18 protein-coding genes are annotated in these 15,702 nt (G+C 57.6%); 6 read left to right on the top strand and 12 right to left on the bottom strand.

Annotated features, from left to right (window positions below):
* The first annotated feature begins 234 nt into the window (after positions 1 to 234).
* A complete protein-coding gene (gene fabD / locus WX88_RS25710; RefSeq protein ID WP_046247298.1) occupies positions 235 to 1,119 on the top strand; it encodes an ACP S-malonyltransferase in 885 nt (294 codons plus the stop codon).
* Between the two features lie 3 nt (positions 1,120 to 1,122).
* Positions 1,123 to 2,391: a hypothetical protein gene (locus WX88_RS25705; protein ID WP_046247296.1), complete on the top strand. Its 1,269-nt coding sequence runs from the start codon at positions 1,123 to 1,125 to the stop codon at positions 2,389 to 2,391.
* Here WX88_RS25705 and folK read toward each other — a convergent pair.
* Together folK and WX88_RS25695 are read right to left on the bottom strand one after the other, a co-directional pair.
* Complete coding sequence (gene folK / locus WX88_RS25700) at positions 2,338 to 2,835, bottom strand: 2-amino-4-hydroxy-6-hydroxymethyldihydropteridine diphosphokinase (RefSeq protein WP_046247295.1); 498 nt, start codon at positions 2,833 to 2,835, stop codon at positions 2,338 to 2,340. The genes WX88_RS25705 and folK overlap by 54 nt on opposite strands.
* Entirely contained in the window at positions 2,832 to 3,692 is an 861-nt protein-coding gene (locus WX88_RS25695) for an alpha/beta hydrolase family protein (RefSeq protein ID WP_046247294.1), read from the bottom strand. The genes folK and WX88_RS25695 overlap by 4 nt, the downstream gene beginning before the upstream one ends.
* A gap of 122 nt (positions 3,693 to 3,814) precedes the next feature.
* Between WX88_RS25695 and WX88_RS25690 the strand changes: the two genes are divergently transcribed.
* Positions 3,815 to 4,822, top strand: coding sequence for a polyprenyl synthetase family protein (locus WX88_RS25690; protein WP_046247293.1), 1,008 nt, complete (start codon positions 3,815 to 3,817; stop codon positions 4,820 to 4,822).
* A gap of 181 nt (positions 4,823 to 5,003) precedes the next feature.
* On the opposite strand, the gene WX88_RS25685 is transcribed toward WX88_RS25690, so the two are convergent.
* The 3 genes from WX88_RS25685 to WX88_RS25675 all read right to left on the bottom strand — a co-directional run bounded on the left by WX88_RS25685 (position 5,004) and on the right by WX88_RS25675 (position 7,997).
* A complete protein-coding gene (locus WX88_RS25685) occupies positions 5,004 to 5,306 on the bottom strand; it encodes a hypothetical protein (RefSeq protein WP_046247292.1) in 303 nt (100 codons plus the stop codon).
* A 258-nt stretch (positions 5,307 to 5,564) separates the two neighbouring features.
* A complete protein-coding gene (locus WX88_RS25680; RefSeq protein WP_046247291.1) occupies positions 5,565 to 6,434 on the bottom strand; it encodes a universal stress protein in 870 nt (289 codons plus the stop codon).
* 252 nt (positions 6,435 to 6,686) lie between these two features.
* The gene (locus tag WX88_RS25675) at positions 6,687 to 7,997 is read right to left on the bottom strand and encodes a TlpA disulfide reductase family protein (RefSeq protein WP_072053118.1); all 1,311 of its coding nucleotides are present in this window, start codon (positions 7,995 to 7,997) and stop codon (positions 6,687 to 6,689) included.
* A gap of 250 nt (positions 7,998 to 8,247) precedes the next feature.
* Between WX88_RS25675 and WX88_RS25670 the strand changes: the two genes are divergently transcribed.
* The 3 genes from WX88_RS25670 (at position 8,248) to WX88_RS29205 (ending at position 11,402) form a co-directional block, all read left to right on the top strand.
* Positions 8,248 to 10,539 (top strand): aconitate hydratase, encoded by a 2,292-nt coding sequence (locus WX88_RS25670; protein WP_046247290.1) that lies wholly within the window; start codon positions 8,248 to 8,250, stop codon positions 10,537 to 10,539.
* Positions 10,540 to 10,645: 106 nt separating this feature from the next.
* Positions 10,646 to 10,978 (top strand): hypothetical protein, encoded by a 333-nt coding sequence (locus WX88_RS25665; protein ID WP_046247289.1) that lies wholly within the window; start codon positions 10,646 to 10,648, stop codon positions 10,976 to 10,978.
* A gap of 58 nt (positions 10,979 to 11,036) precedes the next feature.
* Complete coding sequence (locus WX88_RS29205) at positions 11,037 to 11,402, top strand: cupin domain-containing protein (RefSeq protein ID WP_156176451.1); 366 nt, start codon at positions 11,037 to 11,039, stop codon at positions 11,400 to 11,402.
* Positions 11,403 to 11,543: 141 nt separating this feature from the next.
* Here WX88_RS29205 and WX88_RS25660 read toward each other — a convergent pair whose 3' ends face one another.
* The 7 genes from WX88_RS25660 to WX88_RS31090 all read right to left on the bottom strand — a co-directional run.
* A complete protein-coding gene (locus WX88_RS25660) occupies positions 11,544 to 11,942 on the bottom strand; it encodes a RidA family protein (RefSeq protein WP_046247288.1) in 399 nt (132 codons plus the stop codon).
* A gap of 99 nt (positions 11,943 to 12,041) precedes the next feature.
* Positions 12,042 to 12,407: a cupin domain-containing protein gene (locus WX88_RS25655; RefSeq protein WP_046247287.1), complete on the bottom strand. Its 366-nt coding sequence runs from the start codon at positions 12,405 to 12,407 to the stop codon at positions 12,042 to 12,044.
* Between the two features lie 200 nt (positions 12,408 to 12,607).
* Entirely contained in the window at positions 12,608 to 12,934 is a 327-nt protein-coding gene (locus WX88_RS25650) for a hypothetical protein (protein ID WP_046247286.1), read from the bottom strand.
* Positions 12,935 to 13,118: 184 nt separating this feature from the next.
* Positions 13,119 to 13,466: a hypothetical protein gene (locus WX88_RS25645; RefSeq protein ID WP_156176450.1), complete on the bottom strand. Its 348-nt coding sequence runs from the start codon at positions 13,464 to 13,466 to the stop codon at positions 13,119 to 13,121.
* 17 nt (positions 13,467 to 13,483) lie between these two features.
* Positions 13,484 to 14,284 (bottom strand): hypothetical protein, encoded by an 801-nt coding sequence (locus tag WX88_RS25640; RefSeq protein WP_046247284.1) that lies wholly within the window; start codon positions 14,282 to 14,284, stop codon positions 13,484 to 13,486.
* Positions 14,285 to 14,407: 123 nt separating this feature from the next.
* Complete coding sequence (locus tag WX88_RS25635) at positions 14,408 to 14,905, bottom strand: hypothetical protein (RefSeq protein WP_046247283.1); 498 nt, start codon at positions 14,903 to 14,905, stop codon at positions 14,408 to 14,410.
* 12 nt (positions 14,906 to 14,917) lie between these two features.
* The coding region (locus WX88_RS31090; protein WP_046247282.1) for a hypothetical protein at positions 14,918 to 15,702 on the bottom strand (785 nt) is incomplete at its 5' end.

Raw genomic sequence — 15,702 nt, 5'->3', positions numbered from 1 at the left:
CCAACACCAAGCGCTCCTTCAAAGGATGGGTCGAAATCGTCCGTTAAACCCTTGTGGGAAGCGACAACTTCATCAAATTGCGCGCATTATAGTGCCGCAAAAAAACGGAGCGGGCCAAGTGGCCCGCTCCGTTTTTTTGGGCTAATCGTGCTTTTTATGCAGCTTGCGCCCTTGTTGCTTTTTCAGGTGGCTGGTCCGCCCCAATTTCAAGTACTTCAAAATCCGCGAAACTCGATGAATCCGTCTACATCCGTGATATTCCCTGGTCAAGGCAGCCAGTTTCCAGGCATGGCCCGTGAGCTGTTCGATCAGAATATGGACGCCCGCGCCCTGCTGGTCCAGGCCAATGACATCCTGGGCTTCAACCTCACCGATATCATGTTCGGCGGCTCGGAAGAAGACCTGCGCCGGACCGATGTGACTCAGCCAGCCATCTTCGTGCACTCGGTAGCGCAATTCGTAGCCCGCCCAGACCTGCAGCCCGCCATGACGGCTGGCCATTCCTTGGGCGAATTCTCGGCCCTGGTGGCCGCTGGGGTGTTGCGCTTTGAGGATGCCCTGCCGCTGGTGGCCCGCCGCGCCCAAGCCATGCAAGCCGCTTGCGAAGAGCAACCTGGCACCATGGCCGCCATTCTGGGGCTCGATGATGCTATTGTGGAGCGCATCTGTCAGGAAATCACCACGGCTGGCGACGTAGTAGTAGCCGCAAACTACAACTGTCCCGGCCAGCTGGTTATTTCTGGTTCGGCCGAGGGCGTGGCCAAGGCTTGCGAAGCGTTGAAAGCCGCCGGCGCTAAGCGCGCTCTGCCGCTGCCCGTGGGTGGCGCCTTCCACTCGCCGCTGATGCAAAGCGCCGCCGCCGCCTTGGCCGAGGCCATTGAAAAAACCACCTTCGGCCCAGCTCGTTGCCCGGTGTACCAAAACGTGGACGCCCAGCCCCACACGGCCCCTGAGGAAATAAAAGCCAACCTGCTGGCTCAGCTCACCGCCCCCGTACGCTGGACCCAACTCGTGCAGCGCATGGCCGCCGATGGGGCCACCGAATTTGTGGAGTGCGGCCCTGGCAAAGTGTTGCAGGGCTTGGTAAAGAAGATTGTGCCCACCGCCGTTATCGGATAGGCGGTGCTGGCGGCATCCGGGCCGGGGCGCTGGCCGCAGTGGTTTGGCGGAGCGGTGGTGCTGGCCGGGCTGGTGCAGCTGGCGCTGTTTGCCTACGCCACTGCGCCCGGCCTGGCCGGCACCGGCGATTCGGGTTACTACCTGCACGCGGCTCAAACCTTCCGCGCCACCGGCCACCTCCTCAACCCCGATGGCACGGCCTACCGCTACTGGCCGCCCTTGTACCCCGTACTGCTGAGCGGCTGTGGTTCGCTGGCGGGCATTCGGGTGCTGCATGGCGGGTGCCTGCTAGGCAGCCTGTTGCTCTGGAGCTGGCTGGGCCAGCATTTGCTGTTGGGCCGTCGCGCCGCGCTGCTGCCGTGGCTGCTGGCCCTAAGCACGCCGTGGCTGCTGGTTAGCAAGTTTGTGTGGGCCGAGAGTGCGTTCCTGCTGGTGTTCGCGGCCTATGCGGCTTCGTTGTTCCAGTGGTTGCGCACGGGCCGGCGGTTGTGGTGGGGCGTTGCCACGGCCGTTGGCTTTTTGTTGCCTTTGCAGCGCACGTTGGGTCTTTTTCTGCTGGCTGGGGTAGGAGCAGGGGTGTTGCTCGGCGAGTGGCGGCGGCTGCCAGTGCGCAGCCGCTGGTTGCTGACTCTGCATCTGGTAATGAGCACGGTTGGTGGGATGCTCTGGCAGTGGTACGCGCTGCTGGTGGCTGGCCCGAGCCGCTACCACCCGGGGCGTGGCTGGGGCCAGCTGCTCAGCTCCGCGGCTGATTACGGGTTCGTGCTGGGCCGTTGGTTGCTGCCGCTGCCCACGGCTGGCCGCGCCTTGCTGCCGCACGGGGTGTGGGCGGTAGCTCTGCTGCTGATTCTGGGCTTGCTCTGGCCGCGGCGCCGGGCCGAAGCTGGCCTGCTACCGGAAGTTGCCGTATCAAAGCAAAACGACAACAAAATACCCCGCCGCTTGCTGTTGCGGATATTGTGGACCGCGACCGTCAGCTTGGTCGCGCTAGTATCTGTTCTCACGGTTTTTGCCCAAAGTGCTGCTGGCCTTCACGATGCGGAGCGCTACGCCAGTGTGCTCTTCGCACCCTTACTGGTGCTGACGCTGGCGGCGTGGCCGGCGCGGGCACCGCATTGGCTGCAAGGAGTAGTAATAACCGTTTGGCTGTTCAGTACGGCGCTACGGGCTGGCCATGTTGCTGCCGATCTACATAGATTGCCGCCAATTACCCCGGATTTATGGTCTCAACCAGGGCCGCACGGGCAGCACATCGGGGCAGCGAGCCAGTAGCTCATTAATTGTGGTGTCCAGTTGTGGGTGCACCAGGGCGCTGGCGATTTCAGCTAGCGGCACCAGCGCGAAGCGCCGCTCCGCAAGCCGTGGGTGTGGTGCCGTGAGCGTCGGCGTAGCAATAATTTCTTCGCCAAAAAGCAGGATGTCTACGTCCAGCGTGCGGCTACCCCAGTGCTCGCGCCGCTCGCGGCCGGCGGCTTGCTCGATGGCCAGGCAGACGGTCAGTAGGTCGGCGGCCGCGAGCCGGGTGCGCACCCCCAGGGCTTGATTAAGAAAAGCGGGTTGGTCTTCGCGGCCCCAGGCGGCCGTTTCATAAATGCCCGATTCGGCCACGATGGGCCCGGCCGCGGCGACCAACGCTGTCTGGGCTTGACGCAGCAGCGCTGCCCTGTCGCCGAGGTTACTGCCTAGCAGCAGCCAGGCTACTACCGATTCGCTCATTGCTGGCGCTGGAAAAACGCGGCCGTGGCCTCGGCAATGTGGCGAGTGGGCTCGGGTAGTTCTCTGGCCGGCCAGGGGTGGGCGCCGCCGAACATATGGGTGGCGCCCGGTACCAGCAGCAGCTCGGCATCGGGCTTGAGCTCGTGCAGCGTGTGGGCAGCTGCTACGGCCACCGTTTCGTCTTCCTCGCCGTGGATGAGCAGGAGGGGCTGGGCCAGATGGCGGCGCACGTTGTGGGCGATGTCGAGGCGCAGGCGGTTGGCTAGGAAGTCTTCCACGATTTGGTAGTGCAGCGGGAGTTGTTGGCCGGTGCGTGAATTGGGCACGTGCAGCACGCCGGTGCGCTGCCACTCCGCCAGCACGGGCTGAGGCCAGCGCTGGTCCACGTCGGCAATGCCGGCCCAGGTAGTTACGGCCCGCACGCGTGGGTCTTCGGCCGCTTTCAGCAGCACCAGGCCGCCGCCCCGGCTGTGGTCCACCAGAAACAGGTGGCTCAAATCGAGTTCAGCAGCCGGCACGGGCGTCGCGCCCGGCGAAAAAAGTGCATCAATCACCTGTCCAACATCATCGAGCTCGATGCTGAAATTGTTGCGGCCGAATGCTTCCAAATCTTCCAGGTCGCCGGTGCCGCCCACCACCAAGCCGTTGTGGGAGAGGTTGAGCTTGACGAATACGAAGCCCTCTCCGGCGAAAAAATCGGCCAGCAGCGGAAAGTGACCCCAGTCTTTGAACCCTTTGAAACCGTGTACGAAAAGGATGACGGGCTTGGCCTGGCCGTCGGCCCGGTAGGTAGCATCAGCTTCGAAAGCGCGGCCGTGGCGGGCACCAGTAAGCAGAAAAGGCGAATGAGTGAGCATGAAGCGAAAATAGGGGCAGGGCCCGCCAAAGGGACGTTATTTCGGTTACAATTCGCAACCAAGGCAAAAGGTTAGGCCCGCGCGTGGGCTCTCCACAGTTCTGCCGTATCATTGTTGCCACAATGCCCCACAATCCCACTTTCTCCCTCGACCAGATTCAGGCCCCCATCGCGGCCGAAATGGAGGAGTTTGAGCACAAGTTTCGCCAGTCGATGCGCACCAAGGTGCTCCTGCTCGACAAGATAATGGGCTACATCGTGAAGCGCAAAGGCAAGCAAATCCGGCCGATGTTTGTGTTTCTCACGGCCCGCGCTGCCCGCCCCGAACCCGCTACCGGCGACCCCTTGCCCGACGCTTCGTTTCGCGGCGCGGCGCTTATCGAGCTGTTGCACACCGCCACTCTCGTGCACGATGATGTAGTGGACGAAAGCAATTACCGCCGCGGCTTCTTCTCCATCAACGCGCTTTGGAAAAACAAGATAGCCGTGCTGGTGGGTGATTATTTGTTGTCGCGCGGCTTATTGTTAGCGCTGCAAAACGACGATTTTGAGTTATTAAAAATAGTGAGCAACGCGGTGCGCGAGCTGAGCGAAGGCGAACTATTACAAATCGAAAAAGCCCGCAAACTCGACATTACCGAAGACGTGTATTTCGATATTATTCGTCAGAAAACAGCGTCCCTGATTGCCTCCTGCACTGCGGTGGGGGCTTCCTCGGTGGGTGCTGATAAAGAAACCATTGAGCGGGCCCGCTTATTCGGCGAAAAAGTTGGCATTGCCTTTCAAATCAAAGACGACTTGTTCGACTACGGCACCGCCGAAATCGGCAAGCCAGTGGGCATCGACATCAAAGAGAAAAAGATGACGCTGCCATTGATTTACGCCCTTCAGCAGGCCAGCTGGCTGGATAAGCGCCGCGTTATCTTCAACGTGAAAAACAACGATGGTCACCGCGACCGGGTGCAGCAGGTAATCGAATTCGTGAAAAAATCGGGTGGGCTGGATTACGCCATCAACACCATGAAACGCTACCGAGACGAAGCCCTGGCCATCCTGCATACCTTCCCGGAATCGCCGAGCCGCACTTCGTTGGAGCAGTTAATCAATTACACGATAGAGCGGGAAAAATAGGACCGCAGATTTAACGGATTCTAACGGATTAAACAGAGTTTTTGTGGTTCCGCGCGACGGGACTATGCTCAAATAAAAAGCCGCTCAAACTGAGCGGCTTTTTATTTGATTTCAAAGGGGAGTACTTTCTAATGAGGAAAGATGACTGCCGCGCGGAACCACAAAAAATCCGTTTAATCCGTTAAATCTGCGGTCTTACTTGGTAGCTTAGGTCCTTCGCGTCGCTCACTTTGAATATTACGCCATCGAAGGAACTGTCGACTTCGAGCGAGTGGGTTATCTCGCAGCCCGGACACTTTATTTCTTCGATTTCGTGGTTTTCGGCGTGGGCGGGAGAATCGGCTTGGTCGTTGGGGGCGGGCACGCCGAGCAGGTCAGTGAAGACTTCGGTGTGGCACTTTTCGCACTCAAACTTGAGGCCGACGCTGCGACCTTGCAAGTCGGCGAGTGGGGCGGGCGTGCTGGGTTGTTGCTGAATCCACATACTGTGAGAAGTTTATTTAAGGAAAGGAGATGATGAGCCAATGCTCTGTTGGGTTTACGCGGCTGGTTTGAAAAAAGATGAATAGGACTGCCGTTGGAGGGCTGTCGCGAGGGCTTCATCCGCTGTTAGCCACCGGACCAAGCAGCTGCTAAGAGAGCAAAAAAGAGCAGTCTCCGGCCCGTCGTATCCAGAAATTGCTCTGGTGCGGCGGGCCGAAGACTGCTCTTATGGTTGGGCAGTCGTGGTAACGGATTCAGGTTATACTGCCAGGTGATAGGTCAGCACGGGCGGGAAGGCGTGGGTGGCTACGGTTTCGGCGATGCTCGTGTGCAGGAGGCGGCTCAGGCCGGAGCGGGCGTGGGTCGGGATGACCACCAAGTCGGCCTGTACTTGCTGGGCGTATTGCTCGATGCCGGTGCTGGTGCGGTCGGCATTTACCACGGCGGTCTGGTAATTGGCGAGCTGGTTTTGCTGGGCAAACGCCTGGAGCTGCTGGTCGTCGTGGCTGCCGTCCGACGACACGTTTACCAGGTGCAGGGTCGCGTTGGGGAAAGTCGCTTGCACCTGGCGCAGGCCCGCGAGTGCCCCAGCGGTTTCGGCAGAGAAGTCGGAGGGGAAAACAATGTTGCGCACCTCAAACTGCGTTTGCTGGTGTTTCACGGTGAGCACCGGGCACGACGCCAGCCGGATGAGCCGCTCCGTATTGGAGCCCACGAAAAAGTGTTCCATGGCTCCGTGACCCTGGGCGCCCATCACTACCAAGTCGCTGCCGTGCCGCTCGATGGCCCGCAAAATCCCCTCACCGATTCTGCCTACTTCCACGGTGTCTTCCACCGGCACGCCGGGGGCCAGGGCCGCGGCTTCATCTCGTAGCGTATGCAGGCGCCCCTTAGTCACCTCCATCAGCTTGATGATGAAAATCTGGTCGATGCCGCCTTCGCCGTTGGGTAGGTCGTTGCCGTTTACGGGCCCGCCAAAGGCGCTGAAATTAGCCGTGGTGGCTTCGGGCGCTTCCAGCACGTGCAGTAGCGTTACCGTACCGCCGGTGTGCTGAGCCAGTTGCAGGGCAACTTCGAAGGCATTGTGCGACTCGGCCGAAAAATCGGTGGGAACCAGAATGTTTTTCATCAGTGAGAGAGTTGGATATGAGGGAGAAAACCGTGAAAGGCATGAGCTTCTATAGAAGCGCTGCTATTCCTACGGAGAACGGCCGCCAAGGTACTAAACGCCCACCCGAAAACAGTAGCCATAAATCAGCCCGCCCAGTGTAGAGACGCGACCCTTCGCGTCTCCTCGTTGAACGATAACGAGCAAACGACGCGGCTGGCGAGACACCAAGGGTGGTGTCTCTACACCGGGCGGGTTAACGCAACCAGCCTGTTACTCCTTCAGCAGCTTATTCACTTCCTGCTCAAAGCCAGCAATTTCTTCCTGATAATACTTGCCCGTGCCCGGCCCGCTAAAGCCGGTGTGAATCTTCCGCACGTCGCCTTTTTTGTCGAGGAAAATGGTGGTGGGGAAGGCCAGTACCTTGGCCAGCTGCGGCAAGGATTTAGCGGCCGAATCCTTATTGGCCACGCCAGCTACGGCCAGGTCGTAGCCGATGTTGAACCGCTCGCGCATCTTGCGCAGCCGGGCCGAGGCTACTTTGTAGTCGGAGCTGCGTTCGTAGCCCAAGCCGATGATTTCTACGCCGCGCTGCTTGTTTTTCTCATACCACGGGGCTAGGAAGTTGCTTTCATCCATGCAGTTGGGGCACCATGAGCCCAGGATTTGCACTACCACTACTTTGCCGCGGTACTTCGGGTCGGTGGGGGAGATGCTGCCGCCTTCGAATATGCTGGGGAACTTGAAGTCGAGACGCTTCTGGCCGGCCTTCAGGCTGGTGAGGGTGTAGGCATCGGGTAGCTTGGCATTGGGGTCCAGCCGGCCCGTCCAGGTTTCGTGGCCGCTCTTGCCGCTGTAGAAGTCGCCGTTGATGATGGTGTTGGTATCGCTGTTGCGCGTGGCCGTAAACAAAAAGCCGTGGCTGCCGTCGAAGGTCGATAGCTTGAGTGTGTTGCCGTCCACCTGCCCGGCCAGGTAGCGGTAGTCGCCGGTAGAGGTCAGAAAAGTGCCGGTGACGTCGTTGTCGGTTTGTTTGAAGACGCCCACAGCCGGGTATGTTTCGCCGTCGTCGCCTTTGAAAGTGACATTCCAGGTGCCATCAAATGACGTAGGTTTGCCCGACGAAGCAGCAAATACTTTCTGCTCTCCCCGAGTCGCCGTGAATGGCACGCGGTACGGTTCTTTGGTGTCGTACTTCACCCAAGCGCCTTTCAGTTTGCCCGGCCCGTCGGCCCGCACGACCAGCGCAGCATCGAAGGCTCCCATGCGAATGGTGGTGGAGTCGCCAGCGGTGGTGATTTCATCAAGCTTCAGGCGCTCGGCGCCGTTGTGTAGCGTGACGGTGGGTTTCTGGCCGTTGTCGACGGTGCTCACGTCAAACAAAAACGGGATTTCCTGGCCCTGAGCCGAGAGTACGCCGCGCCAGGGGCCCGGCTTCAGGCCCGGAGGCAGGCCGCTGGCATCAGCTTCGGGCACCAGGTCGCGGCTGTTGGCGGTGGTTTCGGAGGAAGTATTCGACTGGCAGGCGCCCAAGCTTAGGCCTAGTGCGGCCGTAGCCACTAGATGGAGAAGATTGTTATTCATAAAGTAAGCGCAAAAATGCAAACGCAAGCTCCACAACCGCCGCCTCACCCATTAGGTTGCGAGCTGCTTTGGCACCCCCACCGCAAACCTTTCGGGCCTTTAGCACCCAAAACATCACGCCCTGCCCCGCGAACACCGCCATGAAATTCTGCGTTATCCTTAGCAAAAACTGCTTTCCTGCATTGCGGCTAGGTACAACTTAGCGCAGGTACTACATTTGCACAACCACTCTTTTTTACTTACATATCCTATGGCTTTCGACCTGGAAATGATTCGCGCCGTGTACGCCGGCATGGGTTCCCGCATCGAGGCGGCCCGTGCCGCCGTGGCGCGCCCGCTCACCCTCACCGAAAAAATTCTCTACGCCCATCTCTACGGGGGCGAAGTAAAGCAAGCCTACGAGCGCGGGGTTTCTTACGTCGATTTCGCTCCCGACCGGGTGGCCATGCAGGACGCCACCGCCCAAATGGCTCTGCTTCAGTTCATGCAAGCTGGTAAGGCCACGGCCGCCGTGCCCAGCACCGTGCACTGTGACCACCTCATCCAGGCCAAAGACGGCGCCACCGCCGACTTGGCCGAAGCCAACGCCGAAAACAAGGAAGTGTACGACTTCCTGGCCTCGGTTTCCAACAAATACGGCATCGGCTTCTGGAAGCCCGGCGCCGGCATCATCCATCAGGTAGTGTTGGAAAACTACGCTTTCCCTGGCGGCATGATGATTGGCACCGACTCGCATACGCCCAACGCCGGCGGCCTGGGCATGATTGCCATCGGCGTTGGCGGCGCCGATGCCGTGGACGTAATGGCGGGCATGGCCTGGGAGCTGAAGTTTCCGAAGGTTATCGGCGTGAAGCTGACCGGCAAGCTCAACGGCTGGACCGCTCCGAAAGACGTTATCCTGAAAGTAGCCGGTATTCTGACCGTGAAAGGCGGCACCGGGGCCATCGTAGAATATTTTGGCGAAGGCGCCGAAAGCCTGAGCTGTACCGGCAAAGCCACCATTTGCAACATGGGCGCTGAAATCGGGGCTACCACCTCGGTGTTCAACTACGACGAGAAAATGGCCGACTACCTGCGCAGCACCGGCCGTGCGGAAATCGCCGACGCCGCCTCTGCCATCGCCGCCCACCTCCGCGCCGACGACGAGGTGTACGCCCAGCCCGAGCGCTTCTACGACCAGCTCATCGAAATCAACCTCTCCGAGCTGGAACCCCACGTGAACGGTCCGTTCACGCCGGATGCCGCCTGGCCCATTTCGCAGTTTGCCGCCGCCGTGCGCGAGCACGGCTGGCCCGAGAAGCTGGAAGTCGGTCTCATCGGTTCCTGCACCAATTCCAGCTACGAGGACATCACCCGCGCCGCCTCCATTGCCAAGCAGGCCGTGGAGAAAGGCCTGCACGTAAACGCCGACTTCACCGTGACGCCCGGCTCGGAGCTGGTGCGCTACACCGTGGCCCGCGACGGCCTCCTCGACACCTTTGCCGAGATGGGCGGCGTGGTGCTGGCCAATGCCTGCGGGCCATGCATCGGCCAGTGGGCCCGCCACACCGACGACCCCAAGCGCAAGAACTCCATCATCACGAGCTTCAACCGCAACTTCGCCAAGCGCAACGACGGCAACCCCAATACCCACGCCTTCGTGGCCTCGCCCGAAATCGTAACGGCTTTCGCCATCGCCGGCGACCTGACATTTAACCCCCTCACCGACACCCTACAAGGCACCAATGGCCCCGTGAAGCTCGACGAGCCGCACGGCGTGGAGACGCCCCCGCGCGGTTACGCTGTGGAGGATGCCGGCTTCCAGGCGCCCGCCGCCGATGGCAGCGCAGTGCAAGTACTGGTGAGCCCTAGCTCCGACCGTCTGGAGTTGCTGGAGCCCTTTAAGCCCTGGGAAGGCACCGACCTGAAAGGGTTGCGTCTGCTCATTAAGGCGCAGGGCAAGTGCACCACCGACCATATCTCGATGGCTGGCCCGTGGCTGAAATACCGCGGTCACCTGGATAACATCTCCAACAACATGCTCATCGGGGCCACCAACGCCTTCAACGGCAAGGCCAACGAGGTCCGCAACTTCGCGGTGCAGGGCGACGGCTACGTTGCTGTGCCGCAGTCGGCCCGCAGCTACAAGAGCCTGCATATCGGCACCGTGGTAGTGGGCGACGAGAACTATGGCGAAGGCTCCTCCCGCGAGCACGCCGCCATGGAGCCCCGTCACCTCGGCGTGCGTGCCGTGATTGTGAAGAGCTTCGCCCGCATTCACGAAACCAACCTCAAGAAGCAGGGCATGCTGGCTCTCACCTTCGCCAACAAGGCCGACTACGACCTGATTGAGGAAGGCGACACCATCGACATCCTGGGCCTGACCACCTTCACCCCCGGCCAGCCCCTGCAAGCCCGCCTGCACCACGCCGACGGCGACACCGACCTCATCACCCTCAATCACACCTACAACGAGGGGCAAATCGAGTGGTTCAAAGCCGGCTCGGCCCTGAACCTGATTCGGTTGAAGGAAAGCGGCGAAGCCCAGCTCTCGCAGAAGTAAGTAGGTTGTATTAGCATCTTAAGTAGTAACGGCCGCCTCAGGATTCTGGGGCGGCCGTTTTGTATGTTGTGTATTCTTAAAATCAGATGTTCAAACGAAATTCATAATGAAGCAGGAAGAAAAAGACGAATTGGCGTATGTAACCAGTATTTTACAGAAGGAGGTAACGGCAATAGAAACTGCGCTAAGGGGCGTCACTAGTAAAGAAGAAAAAGCAATCTTAATTGGTCATATTACTTCAATTAAGTTTTCTCAACAATTACTCAGACGCTGCTTTGAATACAAGATTAATCCTCGTGCAGTGTGGCGTAGAATCCCAATGCCCCAGCATATCTGGTCGGAATACAGACTGCTAGAAGACTTTGATTCGGACAATCAGGAGTACTGGAAGGAAGTGCATGATATCAGACCTTCTGGAGGTGACGTATTGATTGGGTAGGGGAATTATAATAGTTTCCGTCAGGGCGCCCGACCTTTGTGGTGCACCTGCCCTTAACATGAAAACGGCCTCTACCAACACCGCCGAACACTACACCTGGGGTGCTGCCTGCGACGGCTGGCACCTGCTGCAAAATCCTTCTCTCAGCGTGATTCAGGAGCGCATGCCGCCGGGCACGGCCGAGCAGCGGCATGTGCATGCCCAGGCGCAGCAGGTATTTTTCATTCTGTCCGGCGAGGCTACGTTTGAGGTCGGGGAGGAGACCATCCGCGTGGCCGCCTACGAGAGCTTGCATGCATGTACCGCCGCACACTCCCCACTACATCGCCAACCACGGGTCCGACGACCTCCACTTTCTCGCCATCTCCGAACCCAGGGCCCATGGCGACCGGGTGAATCTGTAGCAGCCGTAAGAAGTGTATGAATTAGCTAGGCCAGCACGATGTAGAGACGCCACCCTTGGCGTCTCGTCGTTGAACGATACCCGCATGGCGCGGGCAACGAGACGCTAAGTGTCGCGTCTCTACACCTCATTAGAACCCTCTTGTTTGCATTCAGGCGCGGGCTACTCTGTCACCGCCACGGCTTCGATTTCGACTAACATGCCTGGTTCGGCTAGCGCGACGACGCCTACTAAAGTGCTTGCTGGCCGGTTTTCCAGCGGAAAGAATTGGTTGCGCATCTCCCGGATGGGCAGCAGCTGGTCGGGTGAGTAGTTGACCACGTAGTACGTCATTTTTACTACATCGGCAGCGGTGGCCCCCGCTGCTGCCAAGGCGGCGCCTAAGTTTTGAAACGCCTGCGCCATTTGGCTGAACAGGTCGTTGCCTGCCAACTCGCCGTGTACATTGGTGCCTACCTGCCCCGATACGTAGATGGTGCGGCTGCCGCGTACGGCTACGGCCTGCGAATAAGCGGGTGTCGACTTGAGTAAAGTAGGCGGGTTGATATATTCTTTGGACATGCGTTGGGGATTGATTGTGCCACCTGCGCCCGAAGCTGGGAAGCTGCTTCAGGGCATTGACTAACTAAGATTCTGGTAGTGAGGAGTAAGCTGGCGGTGCTAGAGAACCTCCAGCTCCTTGCGGGTCCGCTCATTTTCAATGGTGCCGGTATTGATAGTTGTTTTGGGTTCAATCATCAAAATCTGCGTTTCCTCTTCGGTGCGTGGGCGGTGTTCGGTGCCCCGAGGTACCAGCAATAACTGACCAGGCAATACTTCTACGGTTTTATCCCGAAAATCCATTAGCAGCTTGCCGCGCACTACCAGGAACAGCTCGTCCTCCTCGGCGTGACTGTGCCAGATAAACTCGCCTGCAATCTTGGCTATTTTGATGTATTGGTCATTCAACTCACCAATAATGCGCGGATTCCAGTGGTCATCGAAGAGGGCGTACTTATCGGGCAAGTTGATGGGCGTGGGAGACATGGCGTGATTTGGTTGGTGGAATGGGCAAGTTAGAAAATTTACCAAAGTGTGCCGAAGCTTGCACTCAGCGCGAGAATGCGCAACGCTTCTCGATCTAGGTTTCTGCTCGCAACTCCTTCACGCAATCCTTCGTTGTGGCACGCAAAAACTCCCACCAGCTACGGTGGGATTTTACTTGCTATGTTAACGATTACCAGATTCTAGCCCAAGAAGAGCTTGAGTTTTCCAGAAGCCAAGTCGTCGGGATTAATAGCCTCCAACTCGGTAATCAGATTGGCAATGCGGCTGGTGAGATACTCGTAGTGTTCGTGGTCGGGAGTGTAGTAGCGCGGGAAAGCAGCTTGGAGTTGGCGTAATTCATCTAGGACCTCAGGTAGATTCTCGGGGTCAAAATCAATCCCTATTCCCATTCCACGTAGCCACGCGTAGCCCTCCTGTTTGATGACAGGCAGCCAATATTTGAGGTACGTGTCCTCCCCCGATACTGGTCGTAAAATACCCATCATCCCCCTCTGGCGAGTCTGCATTGGGGTAGTCAAATACTAAAGCAACTGACATATTATTATGAAATTAATTTCTACCGTATTGAGCTGTAAAATCCCAGCCCGGATTTTCTTCCCTCAACCGCCTCATCGCGTCCTCTGTTGCAGTACAAAAAAATCCCACTTGCTACAGTGAGATTTTAATTACTAGGCCAACGATTGACCGACTTCAACCCAAGAACAGTTCCAGTTTCCCAGAAGCCAAGTCGTCGGGGTTGACGGCTTCTAATTCGGCAATTAATCTAGCAATACGGCTGGTGATATACTCGTATTCTTCGTCATCTGGGATGTAGTAACGGGGGAACGCAGCTTGGAGCTGGCGTAGTTCATCTAAGACCTCAGATAGATTCTCGGGGTCAAAATAAATGGCTACCGTTCGAAGCCACGCGTACCCCTCTTTTTCAATAATGGGGTACCAGTATTGGTAGAAAAGCTTTTCAGTTGAGACTGGTACCTCCCAACTGGCTGGTGCTGACTCGCCAGTACTGGGAGATTTGAACATTAAAGCGACTGACATAACGTGTATTCTATTTATTAATTCCTACCGTAGTGAGCTGTGATATCCCAGCCCGGATTTTCTGTCCGTAACCGCTTCATAGCATCCTCTGTCGCAGCCCGAATCTCGGGGGTGTCAGCATCAATGCGGAAATGCAACCTACGGAAATTTCGAATTTGTTCGATATCAGGGGCGGGCTGGGGATAGGTGTATTGGGCGATTTTAAGCGCCTTAATTCTGTTACTCGTTTTATCGTAGATGTGCTTGTCTGCCCACTCGGCCGCAGTTTGCGAAGGTAAACCAGTTTTGGGGTTCACTATCAGTAGCCCTGTCGCGCTTTTATCCTCGATAAATATTTTCTCATTCATATTCACGCCGTCAAATTCACCAACCGACTCCCTACGTAAGCCTGCCAGTTCAATTTTTTGGTAATCCGGTACAATAGCCCGCAAGTGCGCCTCACGTAAATGCTCGTCCAGCCTCTCCAAGTGAATGCCCCGGACCTTGGCCAGCAGGGCCAGGTACTCGGCCTGTTCTTCTTTCGTGAGCTTACCCAGCTTTTGCAACCGTTCCAGCTCAGCTAGGCGCAGCGCGTCTTTGGGCACCACGGGCGGGTGCTGCGGAATGCCGGGCGCATGAGCCGCCTGGGGCAGTAGTAACAAGCCCGCCAACATCGCCGGGAAGCTGACCCCGGCTTCGAGCACGCGCACCATCCCCGCCGCCAGCCGCGTCCAGACCGATTCCTCGACCAGCGCCTCCACCACCTTGGGCAGCACGGGCACCGGCTTGGGCACGGGCGTGGGAGTCGGGATAATCGGCGGCACATTCAGGTAGGGCATTGACACCCCGGCCCCGCTAAGCTTACAAAATGCTGTAGCCCCTACACTACCTTTCGTAGACAACAAAACCCCAACCAGCAAAGCGGTTGGGGTTTTTATTGATTCACTTTTTGGCCATGATAGCTACTCTACAAACTCGGGTTCGTCTGGGAATTGGCTGAAATCGACGGGCTTGGGGTTTACATGGTTCTCAATGCTTGTGAGGAAGGTGCCGGATGCTTTCTTCCGTATAAACCGTCTAAGTAAGCCCAACGGCTCAAATTCCAGGCCCTGAATCGGGGTATGACCTTCGATAACGTATAGCCCCCAATGCATTGTATTGTCTTCAGACATACTGAACTGCCAGCTACCACCGTAGTTCATCCGTACCACCTCACCCAAGTAATACCAGCACAACGTACGCGCGTCTAGGGCTTCTTCGCTGGGATCCTGAAAATTGATTCCTTTTTCCAGTGCGTAGCGTTCCAACTCGGTCAAGCTGGTAAGGGAGTGTTCTTCATCAAGCATGTAACCCTGTTGCCGGGCCTGCTTGATGAAGCCTATCTCTTCCTCATCCATGTTAAAGATGAAGGTATCCAATTTGCTTTCCTCTTCTTCTTTATTATACTTTATTCTTTCCATGTTGATGTGTTTTTACGGAATTTGAGGACCGATTTTAACAGTTGCGCCTATCTTTTTCAATGCTGCCAGTAGTGGTTTGGAGCCGCCTTTCTCCAGGATATATTCAACTTGATAAGCATCTTTTATAAGCGCTGCATCTTTTAGTAAATCTATCTTGGCTTGTTTGCTGAGGCCGACTTTGCCGGTTTTCAATTGACCACAATAATCCTCATCTAAGATGAAAATATCTACTTGGCGTAGCGTGTAAGGCGTTTTCAGCGTTTTACTCACTCCACCCATTGCTGTGGCGTATTCACGCTCTCGCTTCAGGCCGTAGATAGCGTTGGCCATGTTGACGTCGTATTGCTTACTCCAACGCGCCTCTGACCATATCTTGGGGTCGTTCTTGTGCTTTTTCTGATACCGCGCCCATCTATCAGCCTTGTGTTCCGGTGTTCCTGCCACTAAGTCATCATCTACTGCCTTACGTTTGACTGCTCTTGCCGTAGCGGCGGCAGCAACGGCTACTACAGGCGGGGGCGTCGGGATAATCGGCGGTACGTTCAGGTAGGCGTTCGGGCCCCGGCCGCGCTCCCAGGTCCAGTCGTCGGGGTCGGAGAGGGTGAAGTGGCACACGTAGGCGCCCAGGTGCTCATTCCCGGACTCAAACTCCTCGTTGTAGCCTACGCAGTAGGCCGCCTTGAAGCTGAGGGTCTCGATGGCGATGCCGTTGTCAAGCACCACGAGCCGGGCGGGCAGGCGTTTGAGCGGGTGGTCCCCGGCCCAGCCTTCCAACAGGTGATGGTCGGGTACGTCGG

Origin of the sequence: Hymenobacter terrenus (assembly GCF_000972495.1) — a bacterium.
Lineage (GTDB): Bacteria > Bacteroidota > Bacteroidia > Cytophagales > Hymenobacteraceae > Hymenobacter > Hymenobacter terrenus.
The sequence above is the reverse complement of the archived record's forward strand: the minus strand, read 5'-3'. Positions and strand labels throughout refer to the sequence as shown.

Excerpts from the sequence above, each read along its gene's own strand:
- WX88_RS25685 (WP_046247292.1), bottom strand. The coding sequence starts at position 5,306 with ATGTGGATTCAGCAACAACCCAGCACGCCCGCCCCACTCGCCGACTTG.
- WX88_RS25635 (WP_046247283.1), bottom strand. The coding sequence starts at position 14,905 with ATGGAAAGAATAAAGTATAATAAAGAAGAAGAGGAAAGCAAATTGGAT.
- folK (WP_046247295.1), bottom strand. The coding sequence starts at position 2,835 with ATGAGCGAATCGGTAGTAGCCTGGCTGCTGCTAGGCAGTAACCTCGGC.
- WX88_RS25675 (WP_072053118.1), bottom strand. The coding sequence starts at position 7,997 with ATGAATAACAATCTTCTCCATCTAGTGGCTACGGCCGCACTAGGCCTA.
- WX88_RS25680 (WP_046247291.1), bottom strand. The coding sequence starts at position 6,434 with ATGAAAAACATTCTGGTTCCCACCGATTTTTCGGCCGAGTCGCACAAT.
- WX88_RS25660 (WP_046247288.1), bottom strand. The coding sequence starts at position 11,942 with ATGTCCAAAGAATATATCAACCCGCCTACTTTACTCAAGTCGACACCC.
- WX88_RS25640 (WP_046247284.1), bottom strand. The coding sequence starts at position 14,284 with ATGCCCTACCTGAATGTGCCGCCGATTATCCCGACTCCCACGCCCGTG.
- WX88_RS29205 (WP_156176451.1), top strand. The coding sequence starts at position 11,037 with ATGAAAACGGCCTCTACCAACACCGCCGAACACTACACCTGGGGTGCT.
- fabD (WP_046247298.1), top strand. The coding sequence starts at position 235 with ATGAATCCGTCTACATCCGTGATATTCCCTGGTCAAGGCAGCCAGTTT.
- WX88_RS25670 (WP_046247290.1), top strand. The coding sequence starts at position 8,248 with ATGGCTTTCGACCTGGAAATGATTCGCGCCGTGTACGCCGGCATGGGT.
- WX88_RS25695 (WP_046247294.1), bottom strand. The coding sequence starts at position 3,692 with ATGCTCACTCATTCGCCTTTTCTGCTTACTGGTGCCCGCCACGGCCGC.
- WX88_RS25650 (WP_046247286.1), bottom strand. The coding sequence starts at position 12,934 with ATGCAGACTCGCCAGAGGGGGATGATGGGTATTTTACGACCAGTATCG.
- WX88_RS25645 (WP_156176450.1), bottom strand. The coding sequence starts at position 13,466 with ATGTCAGTCGCTTTAATGTTCAAATCTCCCAGTACTGGCGAGTCAGCA.
- WX88_RS25655 (WP_046247287.1), bottom strand. The coding sequence starts at position 12,407 with ATGTCTCCCACGCCCATCAACTTGCCCGATAAGTACGCCCTCTTCGAT.
- WX88_RS25690 (WP_046247293.1), top strand. The coding sequence starts at position 3,815 with ATGCCCCACAATCCCACTTTCTCCCTCGACCAGATTCAGGCCCCCATC.
- WX88_RS25665 (WP_046247289.1), top strand. The coding sequence starts at position 10,646 with ATGAAGCAGGAAGAAAAAGACGAATTGGCGTATGTAACCAGTATTTTA.